Here is a 16275-nt window from a genome sequence, read left to right on the forward strand (position 1 = left end):
ACCCATCCGTTCTACTCCCCCACCGTCTGCAAAACCCGCAAGGCGCAATTCCCTTCCCGGGAAAACGTCGAAATTCACAGCTTTTCGTATCATTTTGATACAAACTTCAGAACATTCAACGATTTCAGGACCATGTATTTCGTTGCCGCCGGGCCAGGATGCCGGCTCGGCGACGGGCCGCGCGTCAGCCGAGGTCAATTCGGCCATGTGCGGATTGCCTGACGGCAAACCGCGCCAAAAGTTCTGCCCAGCCGGACGCAAAACGTTAAGCATCCTGCAAGATTACAAGCAGATTTAAATCTTAAGGTTAAATTTAACGAACTGTTTACTTACGTTACGAAATGCGATTTCTAGACGTTGTTGCGAGCAGAAATTTTCATTGCCCCGTCAGCCGCCCGGGAAACGGCTGTCGGGGTTAATTTATTTCAGGCGTAGTACCCGCCTGCCTGATGCCTTTAGACGCGTCCATGATGCGCGTGCCAGTGCCAGGCGATGTCGATGCGGCGCGTAATCCAGACATCGGCATGACTGGCGATGTAGTCGAGGAAACCAGCCAGCGCCGCAACACGGCCCGGCCGGCCGACCAGCCGGCAATGAAGGCCGACATTCAGCATCTTCGGCGTTCCGCGCCGGCCTTCGTCATAGAGCGTGTCGAAAGCGTCTTTCAGATAGGCAAAAAACTGGTCGCCCGAGTTGAAGCCCTGCGCCGACGCAAACCGCATGTCATTTGTATCGAGCGCATAGGGTATGACGAGATGATCCCCGTCGGGCCCGTCCACCCAGTAGGGCAGATCGTCCGCGTAACTGTCGGAATCGTAGAGAAAACCGCCCTCCTCCAGCACCAGCTTCTGTGTTTGCATGGAACACCGGCCGGTGTACCAGCCGAGCGGGCGCGCACCGGTCACCTCCTCGTGGACCCGGATCGCTTCGCGGATCTGACGGCGTTCCTCGGCTTCCTCCATGTCACCGTGCTCGATCCACTTCAGACCGTGCGATGCGATTTCCCAATCGGCCTCCTTCATGGCTGCGACCGCCTCGCTGTTGCGCATCAGCGCGGTTGCCACGCCGAAAACGGTGACCGGGAGGTTTCGCTCGGTGAACAGGCGCCATAACCGCCAGAATCCCGCTCGCGATCCGTATTCGTAGATGGATTCCATGTTCCAGTGCCGCCTGCCCGGCCAGGGCTGGGCGCCAACAATTTCCGACAGGAAGGCTTCGGATGCGGAATCGCCGTGGAGAACATTGTTCTCGCCGCCTTCCTCGTAGTTCAGGACGAACTGGACCGCGAGTTTCGCACCACCTGGCCACTTCGGATCTGGAGGGGTCCGCCCGTACCCGACCATGTCGCGTGGATAGGTGTCATTCATGTCTTGCTCCATCATTGCCGCCATGGATTGAAACGGCCGGTGTCCGGATCGCCCGTGACGCGAAACGCGCGATGCCCGAGATCAAGCCCAAGATCGCTGGCCGTTCCCGCTGGCAATCCTGACGCGATTGAAAATTGCCACTCAAATCAGGTGCTTTCAAAAGACCGCAACATGTGATCAAGCGCAACCTATCGCCCGCGCAGGCGGTAAAAAAAGCGCGATCGGTAAAATTTTATACACGTGATTATCGGCGTTTTAGAGCCTTGCAACTTATCCAGTGTCTCGCGGACAGTGCTGGGGGACGGCCACGATCGCAAGGATTAATGTGATGAAACTGTCATCAGCAGGCCTGCTCCTGTTGCTCACGGCCGCCGCCATGACCCTTTTTTCAGATACCCGCCCCACCCGCTCGGCAGATGCAAGCGCGATCGCCTTTGTTCACATTCCCGGAATGTAGATGTTTCAATGCGTTGCGCCACGGGCCCGGCTGCGGTTCGGTGCGGCGCTCACATAGGCGGGTGCTCTCTGCGGGCCCGCTGTCCAGGCAAGGAAAGGTTTGCCGCCTCGTGGGCCACCGCTCCGATTATTCCTGCCGACAAGCATGATCGCCGAACCGATGACTACGGAACCGAGCGTGATGACAAGCGCGAACGCCAGCATCAGAACGGGCAGAACCGGGTCTTCCGCTCCGGCGACGAGAACACGCAGGTTGCCGATATTGGTCCAGAAGATGCCGCCCATGACCAGCATGGCGACACCGACGCCTGCCACACCATTGATCGCGATGAGCCGCATAAGCGGATCCTGGCTCAGATTGCGCGTCGCGCTTGCCTGTTGCTGGTCCGGCATCTTCAACTCCCATGCGGCTTGCCGTTTACCGGAAAGAAGATAAAGCACGGGGCGCAAGCGGCAAGGTGACAAAATGCACAGGCCCCTTGCCCCCTGCCTGTCCGGCCGCCTGCGAGGATTGACGCAATTCGTCACAGCTCCAAATAATTGTGCAGCGCACCCTTGATTCATTTCAGGATGATATATATTAGTCCGATATATCGAACCAACATATACCCCTTTTCTGCGCCACAGCCGGAGATAACATCCGGCGACGAGTTTGCCGCGTAGACAAGCCGTCAATCCGAAGGGACGCCTTCGGGAACGGAGAGACCGATGAGTGTACGCAGTCTGTGCCTGGCGATCCTGTCTTTCGGCGACGCGACCGGATACGAGATCCGCAAGGAGTCTACCGACGGACGGTTCAGCTATTTCGATGACGCGAGTTTCGGTTCGATTTATCCCGCACTTGCACGACTGGAATCGGAGGGTCTCGTTACCGTCCGCGAAGAACCGCAGGCGGGAAAGCCTGCCCGGAAGGTTTATTCCATCACGGAGGCGGGCCATGCGGAACTCATCGACTATCTTTGCGAACCGCAGGCTCCCGACACGTTCAAGTCCCCGTTTTTGCTGATCGCCCTCAATGCTGCCCAGTTGCCACCCGACGTCATCCGCCGTGCGCTTGAAAGGCGCAAGGCGCAGGTGCTCGAGGAACTGCGCCTGCTGACGGAATCCGATGAAGAATGCAGCCACCCTGGTTCCAACTGGACCAGGAGCTACGGCATCGCCTGCATGAATTGCACGCTGGCCTACCTTGAAGAACACGGAAATGCGCTCGTGAAGATTGCAGAAGACGCGGCAAAGCCCGTGTCGGACGCCGCCGAGTAAGTTTGAGTTTCGGAGTGAAGACCCATGAAAGTTAAGTTGTCCTATATCATGGCGGTGGGCCTTGCCGCAGGCATAGGCTACTGGATGTCGGGCGGCACCGTTGTCATTGGCGGTGTCGGCGACGGCGAGAACGCAGTGCCGCCGCCGGCGGAACGCGTTGCCGAAAACGCAGACACCACGTTCCGGGTGCAGGTTCTGAAGCTGACGGCACAGGACCGCCAGGCCATTCTGGAAGTCCGTGGACGCACCGAGGCAGAGGCCAAGGTTGCCGTCATGTCGGAGACCAAGGACGACGTGGTCAGGCGCCCCGCACGCGAAGGGGCACGTGTTGCCGCCGGCGATGTCCTGTGCGAACTGGATCGCGGTTCGCGCGAAGCCGGCGTGCTGGAAGCGAAGGCTCTGCTCGCACAGGCCGAACTCGACCACTCTGCCGCGACGAAACTTGCCGACAAGGGCTTCACGGCGCAAACCCGGGCGGCTGCGACCCAGGCCGGTCTCGATGCGGCGCGCGCGCGTGTCAAAGAGGCGGAACTGGAGCTTGAACGCACGGTCATCCGGTCGCCGATCGATGGCGTCATCGAAAGCCCGATGGCGGAAATCGGAGCCCAGCTGGACAATGGCGGCATTTGCGCAACCGTCGTGAATTCCGATCCGATGATTGCAATCGGGCAGGTCTCCGAACTCAATATCGGCCAGATCTCCATCGGCATGCCGGCTGAAGTCAGGCTCGTCACCGGAGAAACAATGACGGGCAAGGTCCGCTACGTCTCTCCCTCCTCGGAGCCCGATACACGCACGTTCCGTGTCGAGGTCGAGCTGCCGAACCCGGAGGGCATTGCACGCGACGGTGTGACCGCCGTGACGCGCCTGGCGTTGCCGATCGAAAAGGCACACAAGATCTCGCCTGCCATCCTGACCCTGAGCGATGCGGGGATCGTCGGTGTGCGCGCCGTTGTCGAGGACGACAAGACCGCATTCTACCCGGTCAAGGTGCTCGGTGGCGAAAGTGACGGCCTGTGGGTCGGCGGACTTCCGGAGGAAGTGACCGTGATCGTGGTCGGACAGGAATATGTCGGTGACGGCGAGACCGTCCAGCCGGTCTTTGAAACTGCGGGGCTCACCCAATGATAAACATGCTTGAAGGCGTCCTGAGACGTCCCAAGACGGTCTTCGTGCTGATGCTGGCACTCCTGGTTGCCGGGGTCTTCAGCTATATCAGCATTCCGAAGGAAGACAGTCCCGACATCGACGTTCCGGTCTTCTATGTGTCCATCGTTCAGCAGGGGATCTCCCCCGAGGACGCCGAAAGGCTTCTCGTGCGCCCGATGGAAACGGAGCTTCGCGGTCTCGACGGCTTGAAGGAAATCACGGCAATCGCGTCGGAAAGCCATGCCGGGATCATTCTGGAATTCGACATCTCCTTCGACAAGGACGAAGCGCTCGCCGATGTCCGCGACAAGGTGGATGCCGCCAAGGGCGAACTGCCCGCGGACGCCGAAGAACCGACTATTTCGGAAACAAACTTCGCGCTCGTACCGACGATCACGATTGCGCTCTCGGGCAGCGTGCCAGAACGCACGCTCTATCAGCATGCGCGCCGCCTGAAGGATCAGGTCGAGGCGATCGACACCGTGCGCTCGGCCGACCTGACAGGTCACCGGGAAGAACAGCTCGAAGTTCTGATCGATTCGGAAAAACTGGGATCCTACGCCATCACCCAGCAGGAACTCCTGACCTCGCTGTCGAACAACAACCAGCTTGTGCCGGCCGGTTACATCGACGGCGGCCAGGGGCGTTTCAACGTCAAGGTTCCGGGCCTCGTCGAGAATGCGCTCGACGTCTATTCCCTGCCGATCAAGCAGGCCGGTGAAGGTGTCGTCACCCTGAGCGACGTCGCCGAGATCCGGCGCACGTTCAAGGATGCCGATTCCTACACGCGCGTGAACGGCAGCCCGGCCATCGCGCTGAACGTCACCAAGCGCATCGGCACCAACATCATCGAGAACAACCTCGCCATCCGCGCGGTTGTCGACGAAGCGACGAAGGACTGGCCGGAGACGATCCAGGTCGATTACATGATCGACATGTCCTCGAACATCTTCGAGGTGCTCGGTTCGCTTCAGTCGTCGATCCTGACGGCGATCTTCCTCGTGATGATCCTGGTGCTGGCGGCCCTTGGCCTGCGTTCGGCCCTGCTTGTCGGTCTCGCTATCCCGACCTCCTTCATGGTCGGCTTCCTGATCCTGTCGGGTCTCGGCTACACCGTGAACATCATGGTCATGTTCGGGCTCGTGCTGACGGTCGGGATGCTCGTCGACGGCGCGATCGTCATGGTCGAATATGCCGACCGCAAGGTGAGCGAGGGCATGGAGGACCGTGAAGCCTACATTCGCGCTGCGCGCCTGATGTTCTGGCCGATCGTTTCCTCGACAGCGACCACCCTCGTTGCATTCCTGCCCATGCTGCTTTGGCCCGGCGTTGCCGGCGAGTTCATGAGCTACCTGCCGATCATGGTCATCATCGTTCTGACCGCGGCGCTCCTCACCGCGATGGTGTTCCTGCCGGTGACGGGCGGCATCTTCGCGATGGTGACGCACTGGATCGAACGCAGAGCGGCCTTTGTTCTTGCGGTCCTGTTTGGTGCGATCGCCGCTGTTGCGACGCTGGGATCTTTCGGTGCCGCTCCCGGTTCGCCAGCCTTCCTTGAGGCGCTTGCCGCTTCTCCCATGGCTGTACCGGCGGCAGGTGCTGCCGGTCTGGTCACGCTCATCGTTGCCTATCTCATTCTGCGACCGTTCGTGCGCTGGAGGCGCGAACGCGCGGCAACTCAGGTCGAAGAGGAAAACCGGAAACCCGCCAAACAATACCGCTCCGTGACGTTTGTCTCGCTGATCTTTGAAGTAATTGCGGTCGGTTTCGCGGCCTATTTCGCCTATTTCCTGGCGACAACGCGTCCGCCGGTCGTCACCGACACGATCAACTCCGTGTTCGCATCGATCGCGGGTCTCGGGCATCCGTTCACGGTGTTTTCCCATCCGATCGCACTCAACACGGGGTTCTTCCTGGTTGTCTTCGCGCTTGCGCTCATTGCCGTTTGGGCGGCCTACAAGGCCATCTCGCCGCTGGTCCATTCAATTGAGTGGGTCTTCGACGGCCTGCGCAAGCGGCTCGGGTTCGGTACGCGAAACGGAAGCAGCGAAAGCGACAAGCCCGAGGAACTCCGCTTCGAGGCCAGCACCGTCAAGGGCTTTACCGGTCTCTATGTCCGGCATCTGAAACTGCTGGCGGGCAACCCGCTCGGCAACATCCTGACGCTGGTCGCGGTTCTGGGAACCTCCTTCCTGATCTTCACGTCTTTCGCGTCTAATCCGACCGGTGTCGAGTTCTTCGTCGACGAGGAGCCCGACCAGGCCGTCGTCATGGTGTCCGCGCGCGGCAACATGTCCGCAGCGGAGTCGCTTGAGATCGTCAAGCGGGTCGAAGCGGAAGTGCTCAAGACGGCCGGCATCCAGAATGTCATCACCTCCGCCTATCCTCCGGGAGGCGGAAGCGGCCCCGATTTCATCGGCGGCGTTCAGGACAAGCCGGGCGATCTCATCGGCGAAATGACGCTGGAACTGGCTAAATACTGCTGCCGCCGGAAGGCCTCGGAGATCTTTGCCGAGATCCGCGACAGGTCCGCGGACATCCCCGGAATCCGCGTGGAGACGCGCAAGATCGAGGGCGGTCCCCCGACAGGCAAGGACATCCAGCTTGAGGTCACGTCCACCGATTATGACACCATGGTGGAGCAGGTTGCGCGTATCCGGACGCATCTGGACACGATGGATCACCTGATCGACCAGGAGGACGACCGTCCCCTGCCCGGCATCGAATGGCAGATCGACATCGACCGTGAACAGGCCGGGCGCTACCAGGCCGGTATCGGCTCGGTTGGCAACATGGTCCAGCTGGTCACCAACGGCGTTCTGATCGGCAACTACCGGCCGACGGATTCCGAGGACGAGGTCGACATCCGCGTCCGGCTTCCAGCCGACGAGCGGACGCTCGACCGCTTCGACCAGCTGCGTCTGCAGACGCCGCTCGGTCTCGTTCCGATCGCGAACTTCATCGACCGGTCGCCGGAGCCGAAAGTGTCTTCGATCACCCGCCGCGACGGCCTCTATTCGATGATGCTGAAGGCAACCGTCGACAAGACGGCGGTCGACGCGGACGGCAAGCCGCTGACGGTCGACGCGAAGGTCCAGGAACTCAGCGAATGGCTGGATACCCAGACCTTCCCGGACAATGTCTATCTGCAATTCCGGGGTGCGGACGAGGACCAGAAGGAATCGGGTGAATTCCTGATGCGGGCCATGATGGCCTCGCTGTTCCTGATGTTCCTGATCCTGCTGACCCAGTTCAACTCGTTCTACCAGACCTTCCTGACCCTCTCCACGGTGGTCATGTCGGTGATGGGCGTGTTGCTCGGCATGATGCTGACGGGCCAGAAGTTCTCGATCATCATGACCGGAACCGGTGTCGTGGCGCTTGCCGGGATCGTGGTGAACAACGCCATCGTTCTGATCGATACCTACAACCGCTTCCGGCATGACGGCTTCGATCCGCTCGATGCGATCCTGAAGACGTCCGGTCAGCGTATCCGTCCGATCCTGCTGACGACGGTGACGACGATCGTCGGCCTGGTGCCCATGGCGACCGCCGTCAATCTGGACTTCTTCTCCAAGACGATCGCGGTCGGCGGGATTACGGCGATCTGGTGGATCCAGCTGTCGACGGCAGTGATTTCGGGTCTCGCCTTCTCGACGATCCTGACGCTTATCCTGATCCCGGTCATGATTGCCCTGCCCAACACCTGGGCACGGAGCTACACCGCGACCTGGAACTGGTTTGCGGGCCGCGCGACGGCACGCCGTGAAAGAGCAGCGGCCAGAACAGCGGAAGTCGAACCGGAAACGGATGCGGATCAGGACGTCGAGTGGACCGACCCGGATCTGGAGAAGGAACGTCCGGCCGCCAAGGTTGTCTCGATGCCCAAACCGGCACCGCCCAAGGTGCCGCCGCAGGACGAACAGCCGCTCGCGGCCGAGTGATCCGAGGCCATACCGAATAAGATCAAAAGGCCGCGCTCCGCGCGGTCTTTTTTGTTGCTGAATCCAAGCAAACTCCAAACGTCATTCCGGACAAGTGAGGCAATGACGAGCGCCGATCTGGAATCCAGAAATCAGCGTGAGCGAAGCGAACACTCTTGTCGAAACCACCGGAACAAGCCGCGCCTTCGGCGCGAAATACATCTGGTTTCCGGATCGGTGCGCAGCTGACGCTGCACTTGTCCGGAATGACGGTTTCTTCCAGCCGTTTGTCATCCCGGACGCAGCGCAGCGGAGATCTGGGATCCACTCGTTTCCAGAGCCCTCGAGTGGAACACCGAAAAGCGAACACAATCGCCCGATGCGGCAAGCCGACAGGCGAGTAGGCCCCGGATCCGCGCTGACGCTTGTCCGGGGTGACGCAGACGCGGTTGGACGGCAAAAATGTTCACCTTGCGCATGCATGCGCTCAAGCCTCTCCCTCATCCTGAGGAAGTGCGCGAGCGCTGTCTCGAAGGATGAGGTCGTGCGGAAGTAAGGTTGGCCCCGAGAGCTCGGCCTCTTCCCGTCACCCCGGACGCAGTGCAGCGGAGATCCGGGATCCACTCGTTTCCAGAGCGTCTGTCGTTCGACCGAAAGCAGGACCGCCGCGCCCTGCCCGCAACACGCAATTGGACGCAAAGTGGATTGGATCCCCGATCAAGTCGGGGATGACACCCGGGAGGAGGCGAAGCCAATACCTGCCGAGTGGCATCGACGCATTTGACGCGACAAGGTGACGAGGGCGCGCCACGCTCACGCTCTTTCCATGCCGTCACATGTGATATGAAAACCTGATGGATCATCGATCATTTCTTGCCGGTCTGACGGCGGCGCAGAGAACCGAACTGACGGAAACGTCGGACCGCAAGGGCCTTGCAGCGCTTGCGGTTCATTTCGGATCGATTGCGATTTTGGGAACAATGATCGCGCTGGAAGTCCCCGGCTGGGCCTTGCTGATGGTTCCACAGGGCATCCTGATCATGTTCCTGTTCACCACGCTCCACGAGACCGTCCACAGAACCGCTTTTCGGTCGGCGTGGCTCAACGACCTTGTTGCAAGGATCTGCGGTTTCCTCATCCTGGTGCCGGCGGACTGGTTCCGGTATTTCCATTTCGCCCACCACCGGCATACCCAGGACCCGGAAAATGACCCGGAACTTGCCGGAGCAAAGCCTGAGACGTTTCGGCAGTATATCGTTCATGTCAGCGGTCTGCCGACCTGGTGGAGCGAACTGAAAACGCTCTTCCGGAACGCCTCGGGCCGCTGCACCGATCCGTTTGTCCCCGCAAACGGGAAGAAAAAAGTCCGGCGTGAGGCGGCACGATCGATTGTCCTCTATGCAGCGCTGGCCGCGCTGTCATTCATGGCGGCGTCGGACGTTCTCCTGTTTGTCTGGGTTGTCCCCTGCCTCCTCGGGCAGCCTTTCCTGCGTCTATATCTTCTTGCCGAACATGGCCGCTGTGCCTTTGTCGCGAACATGCTGGAAAACAGCCGGACAACTCATACCAACAGGCTTGTCCGTACACTCGCCTGGAACATGCCCTACCATGCGGAGCATCATAGCTATCCCACGGTTCCATTTCACAGGCTCCCCGATCTGCACCGGCTCACGAAAGCACATCTCGGTGCGACCTCCGAAAGCTACCGATCCTTCCACAAGGACTATCTGGGCAGTCTGAAAGACCTGCCCGGTACCGGCTGACCTGCCCCACCCCTTCCCTTTGGTGGATTTCGATATTTCCCGGCCGTTGAATGTGTTTCGGGCCGCTTGCCATTTCCGCGCGCCGATCATATAGTTGCATTATACAACTATATTCAGGTAACCCATGACCGACATCTCCACCTCGCTCGTTCAGGACATCCGCTCCGCCTCCCGTCAGCTTGTCCGGGAGTTCGGGTTTCTCGACAAGACGATCGCGGGCACGGACCTTTCGGGCTCGGGCGTTCACGCGATCATGGAAATCGGGCTGCACCCCGGCGTGACGGCCAAGGATCTGGCAACCCGGCTGAAGCTCGAAAAATCCACGATCAGCCGGCTTCTCAAAGCGCTGGAAATCCGCGGTGACATCCTCCAGACGCGCTCCGAACAAGATGGCCGCGTCTTCGGCCTGAGCCTCACAAATTCCGGCTGGAAAACCTTCGCCGAGATCGACACATTCGGCGATCAGCAGGCCCGCACGGCCCTGTCGAGGGTTAGAAACGGCTCGGCGCGCTCGATTGCCGATGCCCTGACCACCTACGCCGATGCCCTGGCCGACTCGGATCAGAGCGCCAACAAGACGGGGCACCGCTTTGAGATCCTCGAAGGCTATCAGACAGGAATGATCGGTGACATAGCCGCGCTGCATGCCAGGACGCATGGCGCGATTGTCGGCATGGGACCGACCTTCGAGAGTGTCGTCTCCCAGGCAATGGCCGACTTCATGCAGCGCGTCGGCAGCCCGCTGAACAACAGCTGGAGCATTCTGGAAAACGGCGAGATCATCGGCTCGATCAGCATCGACGGTGAGGACCTGGACGGCAACATTGCCCACCTGCGCTGGTTCATCCTGTCGGAGAAACTTCGCGGCCTCGGCCTTGGCAAAACACTGCTGCTCAAGGCCCTCGACCACTGCGACGCACACGGCTTCGACGAGATTCACCTCTGGACACTGAAGGGTCTCGATGCAGCCCGAAGCCTCTACGAGCGGAACGGCTTTATCCTTGCCGACGAATATGTCGGCGATCAATGGGGCAAGTCTGTCACCGAACAGATGTTCGTTCGCAAGCGGTGCTGAAATACACGCATCTCAATCAGACCAAAGAGATGGATCATTCCAGGCATCGGGAACAATCAGGCGTCCGGTGATGACGGTGCTGCCGTCATCAAGTCGTACGGACTGCCAGGCATCCTTCCACTCAGAAGGGATCGGACAGGGTGTTTCGACAAGGTGATCAGGCTTGAACCCGAAACGGGCGTAATATTTCGGATCACCGAGAACAAACACGCAGCCAACCGCCGTTTTCAGGTGATCGAAACCTGACCGCACCAATGCGGAACCGATCCCGCTTTGCTGAAGTTCAGGTGTCACGCAGAGCGGACCGAGCAAGGCAACGCCGAAGTCACCGGGCTCCACCGTGCACCGTGTGAAAATGACATGCCCGGCAAGTGCCCCGCCGGAAACGGCCACGAGCGACGTCACCGGTGCAGTGCCACCAAGCAGGCTCGAGACCAGGGGAAACAAGTCTTCGTCCGGAAAAGCGTCGACATAGAGTTGGCGCAGAGGTTCCAGGTCGCGCGTTTCTGTGCATCTGAACTCGATTTCGGGCGTCACTCGCTGCTCCCGCTTTTCCCTCGGCGGTCACTTGCCGCCGGACGCTTGAAACACTGCAGGCTTTCCCGCCGGACTTCATTGACACCTGTCAAGCGACGCAGATGCCACCGCACACGCGCTCAAGAGGAGGCGCCGGAAGCGGCGTTCCGCTGCCTGATGGATGAGAGGACCAATGCCAGATGGGCCTTGTGAATTTCAGCGGCGAGTTTCACGTCCCGAAGCGCAATCGCACGGCGGATCATCGAGATCTCGTCAATCAGCGCCTGCACCTGTTCGGCAAAATCCAGTTCGTCCAGGAGCAGAAACCAGAACCTGGCGGACTCGAAGAAAAGCTTCTCGTTTATCTCGCGCAACACGTCATTCTTGACCAGTCCGTGCAGGATCGTATTCAGCTGGATGTTGATCTGGGCGAATTCTCGCTTGTCTCGGCTCTCAAGCAACCCGGCGCATGCAGTCACCAGATCGGCAAGTTTCGCCTCCAGCCCATCGGGTATGGGCAGTCTCGCGCTGTCGGAAAGCGCATCCATCAGCCGCATGCGCACCACGTAGACATCCTGCATCCGCTTCAGGTCAATGCTTGTGACGGCAGTGCCCTGTCCGTGCCTGCTCTCTATGAGGCCATCGCGTTCGAGGCGCTGCAAGACGGCACGCATGGGTGTCCTGCTGACACCGAATTCAGCTGCCAGTTCCCGTTCGTTCAAACGCGCTTCCGGCGCATAGTCCAGCATACAGACCCGCATGCGCAGAGTTTCGAAAATGTCTTCTTTCGTCATCGGGTACCAGAGCTGCTTTCGTCAATCCGGGTCATGAGGTTGCCGCCGGAAAATGTGCCTGAACCGGAAACGGCCCCTGCCTGCTGCAAGCATTGCATGTTCCTTTTCGATAGCGTCAAGTGCCTATTCTCATGACCGCATGCAGATCCTTCAAAAGTGCGATGACGCTCTGCGGCGTGATCCTGCCGGTTGCCGGATTTTCGGCACTCGGACGGTTCTGGATCTGCATCGTGAAATCGGAACTGTCGGAGGCGACCCGGACCGTGTGCAGGTTTCGGCTCAAGGCCGGGTCCGCCCACACTTCCATGCGCGTCCGGTCCGGGCCGATCCCGGCAAGGCTGAGCGCGGCTGCCACATTCACGTTCGCCGGAAACGCGCGCGCGACTTCCGTAACCGATCCGGCCAGAATGCAGGTGGCTTCGGAGAGCGCACTCAAATCGAGTCCCGCCTTTTGAATGTACGGAGCGTTCACCAGACCTGCGACGGGCTTGCGGGTCTCGATCGTGATTGACGTGATGGTGCCCTGGTTGACGGCCTTGATGGCATCCAGGCCGAGCATTGCCCCGGATGGGACGAGAATGCGCCCGCCTGCCCCGGACGCCAGATCAATCAGGTCCTCCCGCCCGAGCAACTGGCTTGCCGACAGGACAACCAGTACCTTGCCGTTTTCAAGAACGGGCCGGGCCAGACTGTCGAAACGTGCCGGCGGTAAAGCTTCAACGACAAGATCGCACGCATCCGCGAGCTCATAGAACGTCATGTTGCGTAGCGGGAGATACAATTCACGAGCCACCTCCGCAGCCCGCTCGGCGTTCCGGACCGAAATGCCGGCGAGGTCGCATCCGGGGATGCCACCTTCGGCCAGCGTTCTTGCGACAGCAAGTCCGATCGCTCCCGTCCCGGCGATACCGATTTTCATGCGGCTTACTCCTGTTCGGCAAAAACATGGCCCTGATCTCGGTCGCAACAGCCTGATTCCGAGCGGGCTAGGTGATGGACTCATAAATGAGGCCGAAATGGTTTGAGGCGGATTGCTTCTCCTCAAGGAGCGGAAGCGCAGGAAATGTGGTTCATTTTCGAGCCTTTCGCGACGTTGGGGAGAAGCAATCCGGCCAAATCCGAAGGACATGGAAATGGCTTCACCCCGTGTCGTCAGCGTGCTTGACCGGGCAGGAAGCCCGCTCTACACACCCTTCCGGACGGGATTTCGCAATTTCGCATGCCATTTCAGTCTCATTTATGAGTCCATCACCTACCTGGCTGCCAGCGTGCGTCGAGTGGCCTGGTTGTGCAACAGGTATCGCCCTAGAGACTTCGTCGCTACCATTGCCGTATTTGTGCGCCCTGGTTCCAGATGGACGGTATCATGCGGCCAGCGTATCCGATGCTGCCACCGGAAAGGAGCACTTGCTGCGTGTCTCGGAAGGCAGCTCACCAAACTGTTTGCGGTAGTAGGTCGTGAACCTGCTCCAGTCCCAGAACCCCTCTTCAGCCGCAATGTCTCCTATGCTGGTATCGGCATAGGCTTTGTCATGCAGTTTGCGGCGTGAATTGTTCAGACGAACAATCCGCGCATATTTTGCCGGTCCCACATTAATCAGCTCGGCAAAGGCCTTTTCGATCGAGCGCCGTGAACCAAGCCGGGACAACTCGCACGAACTCAAGAAATCCAATTCCCCGTCATGTGTCAAAAGCGCGTGTCTCACCGCCTGGTAAAGCTCAAGTGCACGCGGCTTCTGATGAGTGAAAAATGCCTGCTTCGACAACCATTCAAAAGTCAGACCGGTTGCCAGTGTCGCCAACAAGCTGTTTCCAAATGCTTGCCGGCGCTTGACACTTCCGGGTAGCAGCGAAGCCTCCAGCGCAACACGGCAGACGTCCCTCAGCCGGTTCGCTAAAAACGTCGTTTTCAGAAACTCACCATGTGCGACCTCGCCATTCAGCCAGTCCGCAATTTCCGGCGGAACATCCGTTAATTCGCGAAAGATCCTCTTGCTGACCTTGACGGTCAATTGCGTGCTCTCGGCCGGAGAAATCAGAACACTCCTGTCTTCGCCGGATTGCAGGAGAACCCAGTCTTTTGCCTTGGTCACACCGTTGTAGGAGAGATCAGGACGCCGCGAGTCGACACACATGCTGAAGGTCAGCATGTCGTTTTGCAGATCGATCTCCTTTTCAATCGTCCGGTTACACCACTCAAGACAAAACGAGATACCCGGAAAGTGGACGTCCAACAGCCGGCCTGCAAAATGGCCTTCACCGAGCTGCACTATTCTTGCCGTGTCAGGGCAGCATGACGTGAATTGTTCCAAATCACGCGTCTCAAGTCTCTGCAATACGGCGTCAAGGGCCCGAACCTTGCAGGTTTCAGTGATTTTGACAGCCATTCGAGCCTCCCTTCTCCCGGGACCTGAGTTGTCCGACGATCAATGCCATGGCTTTCCGCTCCTTCCGTGAGCCCGTTTTCCCGTTTCAATTCCCGGCTGGTCAGTCCGCGGATTTCACGGCACTCAGAAACTGCTGCGTACGTTCCCTTTTCGGATTGTCGAAGAGCTCGTCCGGCGTTCCCTGCTCTTCGATCCTCCCGCCGAAAAAGAAGCAGACGCGGTCGGAGATATCGCGCGCAAACCCCATCTGGTGGGTCACCATGAGCATGGTCAGGCTGTGTTCCGAAACGAGCTTGCGGATGACGTTGGTCACCTCTCCAATCACTTCCGGGTCAAGGGCCGACGTGACCTCGTCGAAGAGCATGACCTTGGGGCGCATGGCGAGCGCGCGCGCGATCGCCACCCGCTGTTGCTGTCCGCCAGAAAGCCGCGAGGGGTGCTGATCGCGTTTTTCGATCATGCCGACCATCTGGAGCAGTTCTTCGGAACGCTCGCGCGCGGCCCGTTTCGTCAATCCAAGGACCTGGACAGGACCCTCCATGCAGTTCTGCAGCGCCGTCATGTGCGGAAACAGATTGAAATGCTGGAAGCACATGCCGATGGGCTCACGCGCCTTGCGAAGGTATCGACGGTCAGCGGGCACGAGCGTCCCGTTTTTTGCCATGTGCGTGAGCGGCCTGCCATCCAGGTAGATCACGCCCTTGTTGATCTGTTCCAGCATCAACATGCGCAAGACCGTGGTTTTGCCGGACCCGGAAGGACCGATGATCGAAACCATTTCGCCTTCGGCAATGTCGAGATTCAGGTCTTCCAGAACTGTCAGCGCACCATATTTCTTGGTGACGTTCCTGAACCGGACCATGGGAACATCCGTTTCATCCAGTTCGAGCGGATAGGCAGTCAGATTGTCCATCAGTCAATTCCAATCCTGCGGCGCACCCAGTTTTCGAACAGCCTGATCAGGCCTGCTGAAGGCAGAGAAATCGCCAGGAAAATGATGCCGACGAGCGTGAACGGTTCCAGGAAACGGTAGTTCTCGGAGCCAATCGCATTGGCGGTGTGCATGAGTTCAGCGACCCCGATGACAGAGAGCATCGGCGTGTCCTTGAATATTCCGACCAGATAATTGCCCATCCCTGCGACAGAAGGCGGAAGGGCTTGCGGAATGATGACGCGGACATAGGTCTGGCGCATGGACATGCTCAAGGACATGCACGCCTCCCATTGGCCTTTTGGAACGGCCTCCAGCCCGCCCCGGTAGACCTCCGAGAGATACGCGGAATAATGCAGACCAATCGCAATCATGCCCGCGGTCCAGGGATCCAGCCGAATGCCGAATTGCGGTCCGACATAGAACACAAAGAAAATCTGCAGCACGAGTGGCGTGGATCTGATGAACTCGACCGCCTCGCGCACAATCCAGGTGACTGTCCTGACAGGTGTTCGCTGCGCGAGGGCTAGGATCAACCCGAGGATGACTGCGATGGTGTAGCCGGCGCCGGCCGCCATCAGCGTGTTGCCCGTCGCGACAATGAGCCGGGGCAAGATTTCCCAGGCAAAATCCCATCGCCAGTCGAACATCGCC

The 16275-nt window shown here is 59.5% G+C and carries 14 protein-coding genes; 6 read left to right on the forward strand and 8 right to left on the reverse strand.

The genetic code is table 11. The annotated features are described in order from the left end of the window. Positions 1-455 precede the first annotated feature (455 nt). On the reverse strand, positions 456-1367 hold the full coding sequence (gene puuE, locus ACO08A_RS27810) for an allantoinase PuuE (RefSeq protein WP_422039091.1): 912 nt from the start codon (positions 1365-1367) through the stop codon (positions 456-458). Positions 1368-1695: 328 nt separating this feature from the next. On the opposite strand from puuE, the gene ACO08A_RS27815 reads away from it, so the two are divergent. After that, entirely contained in the window at positions 1696-1824 is a 129-nt protein-coding gene (locus tag ACO08A_RS27815) for a hypothetical protein (protein WP_421982567.1), read from the forward strand. Between the two features lie 5 nt (positions 1825-1829). Here ACO08A_RS27815 and ACO08A_RS27820 read toward each other — a convergent pair whose 3' ends face one another. Then, positions 1830-2216 carry a hypothetical protein gene (locus tag ACO08A_RS27820; RefSeq protein WP_422039092.1) on the reverse strand — a complete coding sequence of 129 codons (387 nt, stop codon included), beginning with the start codon at positions 2214-2216 and terminating at the stop codon, positions 1830-1832. A gap of 315 nt (positions 2217-2531) precedes the next feature. Here ACO08A_RS27820 and ACO08A_RS27825 point away from each other — a divergent pair, with 315 nt between their 5' ends. The 5 genes from ACO08A_RS27825 to ACO08A_RS27845 all read left to right on the forward strand — a co-directional run bounded on the left by ACO08A_RS27825 (position 2532) and on the right by ACO08A_RS27845 (position 10993). Further along, entirely contained in the window at positions 2532-3083 is a 552-nt protein-coding gene (locus ACO08A_RS27825; protein ID WP_422039094.1) for a PadR family transcriptional regulator, read from the forward strand. Between the two features lie 24 nt (positions 3084-3107). After that, positions 3108-4211 carry an efflux RND transporter periplasmic adaptor subunit gene (locus ACO08A_RS27830; protein WP_422039095.1) on the forward strand — a complete coding sequence of 368 codons (1104 nt, stop codon included), beginning with the start codon at positions 3108-3110 and terminating at the stop codon, positions 4209-4211. Further along, positions 4208-8176 carry an efflux RND transporter permease subunit gene (locus ACO08A_RS27835; protein WP_422039096.1) on the forward strand — a complete coding sequence of 1323 codons (3969 nt, stop codon included), beginning with the start codon at positions 4208-4210 and terminating at the stop codon, positions 8174-8176. The genes ACO08A_RS27830 and ACO08A_RS27835 overlap by 4 nt, the downstream gene beginning before the upstream one ends. An 833-nt stretch (positions 8177-9009) precedes the next feature. Next, on the forward strand, positions 9010-9918 hold the full coding sequence (locus ACO08A_RS27840) for a fatty acid desaturase family protein (protein ID WP_422039097.1): 909 nt from the start codon (positions 9010-9012) through the stop codon (positions 9916-9918). Between the two features lie 124 nt (positions 9919-10042). Continuing rightward, complete coding sequence (locus ACO08A_RS27845; protein ID WP_422039098.1) at positions 10043-10993, forward strand: GNAT family N-acetyltransferase; 951 nt, start codon at positions 10043-10045, stop codon at positions 10991-10993. Positions 10994-11005: 12 nt separating this feature from the next. Here ACO08A_RS27845 and ACO08A_RS27850 read toward each other — a convergent pair whose 3' ends face one another. The 6 genes from ACO08A_RS27850 to ehuD all read right to left on the reverse strand — a co-directional run bounded on the left by ACO08A_RS27850 (position 11006) and on the right by ehuD (position 16271). After that, positions 11006-11530 (reverse strand): GNAT family N-acetyltransferase, encoded by a 525-nt coding sequence (locus ACO08A_RS27850; RefSeq protein WP_422039099.1) that lies wholly within the window; start codon positions 11528-11530, stop codon positions 11006-11008. A gap of 119 nt (positions 11531-11649) precedes the next feature. Continuing rightward, a complete protein-coding gene (locus ACO08A_RS27855) occupies positions 11650-12303 on the reverse strand; it encodes a GntR family transcriptional regulator (RefSeq protein WP_422039100.1) in 654 nt (217 codons plus the stop codon). Positions 12304-12418: 115 nt separating this feature from the next. Then, positions 12419-13222, reverse strand: a complete 804-nt coding sequence (locus tag ACO08A_RS27860) for an aspartate dehydrogenase (RefSeq protein WP_422039101.1) — start codon at positions 13220-13222, stop codon at positions 12419-12421. Between the two features lie 445 nt (positions 13223-13667). Next, on the reverse strand, positions 13668-14690 hold the full coding sequence (locus ACO08A_RS27865) for a helix-turn-helix domain-containing protein (RefSeq protein ID WP_422039102.1): 1023 nt from the start codon (positions 14688-14690) through the stop codon (positions 13668-13670). Positions 14691-14790: 100 nt separating this feature from the next. Beyond that, a complete protein-coding gene (ehuA, locus tag ACO08A_RS27870; RefSeq protein ID WP_422039103.1) occupies positions 14791-15603 on the reverse strand; it encodes an ectoine/hydroxyectoine ABC transporter ATP-binding protein EhuA in 813 nt (270 codons plus the stop codon). Then, on the reverse strand, positions 15603-16271 hold the full coding sequence (ehuD, locus tag ACO08A_RS27875) for an ectoine/hydroxyectoine ABC transporter permease subunit EhuD (RefSeq protein WP_422039104.1): 669 nt from the start codon (positions 16269-16271) through the stop codon (positions 15603-15605). Before ehuD ends, ehuA begins: the two co-directional genes overlap by 1 nt. Positions 16272-16275: the final 4 nt, after the last annotated feature.

This window comes from Roseibium sp. (assembly GCF_965232425.1).
Taxonomy (GTDB): domain Bacteria; phylum Pseudomonadota; class Alphaproteobacteria; order Rhizobiales; family Stappiaceae; genus Roseibium.

Bases quoted from the DNA above. Each gene is read 5' to 3' on its own strand.
- ACO08A_RS27835 (WP_422039096.1), top strand. From the start codon at position 4,208: ATGATAAACATGCTTGAAGGCGTCCTGAGACGTCCCAAGACGGTCTTC.
- ACO08A_RS27865 (WP_422039102.1), bottom strand. From the start codon at position 14,690: ATGGCTGTCAAAATCACTGAAACCTGCAAGGTTCGGGCCCTTGACGCC.
- ACO08A_RS27820 (WP_422039092.1), bottom strand. From the start codon at position 2,216: ATGCCGGACCAGCAACAGGCAAGCGCGACGCGCAATCTGAGCCAGGAT.
- ACO08A_RS27855 (WP_422039100.1), bottom strand. From the start codon at position 12,303: ATGACGAAAGAAGACATTTTCGAAACTCTGCGCATGCGGGTCTGTATG.
- puuE (WP_422039091.1), bottom strand. From the start codon at position 1,367: ATGAATGACACCTATCCACGCGACATGGTCGGGTACGGGCGGACCCCT.
- ACO08A_RS27825 (WP_422039094.1), top strand. From the start codon at position 2,532: ATGAGTGTACGCAGTCTGTGCCTGGCGATCCTGTCTTTCGGCGACGCG.
- ACO08A_RS27840 (WP_422039097.1), top strand. From the start codon at position 9,010: ATGGATCATCGATCATTTCTTGCCGGTCTGACGGCGGCGCAGAGAACC.
- ehuA (WP_422039103.1), bottom strand. From the start codon at position 15,603: ATGGACAATCTGACTGCCTATCCGCTCGAACTGGATGAAACGGATGTT.
- ACO08A_RS27860 (WP_422039101.1), bottom strand. From the start codon at position 13,222: ATGAAAATCGGTATCGCCGGGACGGGAGCGATCGGACTTGCTGTCGCA.
- ehuD (WP_422039104.1), bottom strand. From the start codon at position 16,271: ATGTTCGACTGGCGATGGGATTTTGCCTGGGAAATCTTGCCCCGGCTC.
- ACO08A_RS27845 (WP_422039098.1), top strand. From the start codon at position 10,043: ATGACCGACATCTCCACCTCGCTCGTTCAGGACATCCGCTCCGCCTCC.
- ACO08A_RS27830 (WP_422039095.1), top strand. From the start codon at position 3,108: ATGAAAGTTAAGTTGTCCTATATCATGGCGGTGGGCCTTGCCGCAGGC.
- ACO08A_RS27815 (WP_421982567.1), top strand. From the start codon at position 1,696: ATGAAACTGTCATCAGCAGGCCTGCTCCTGTTGCTCACGGCCGCCGCC.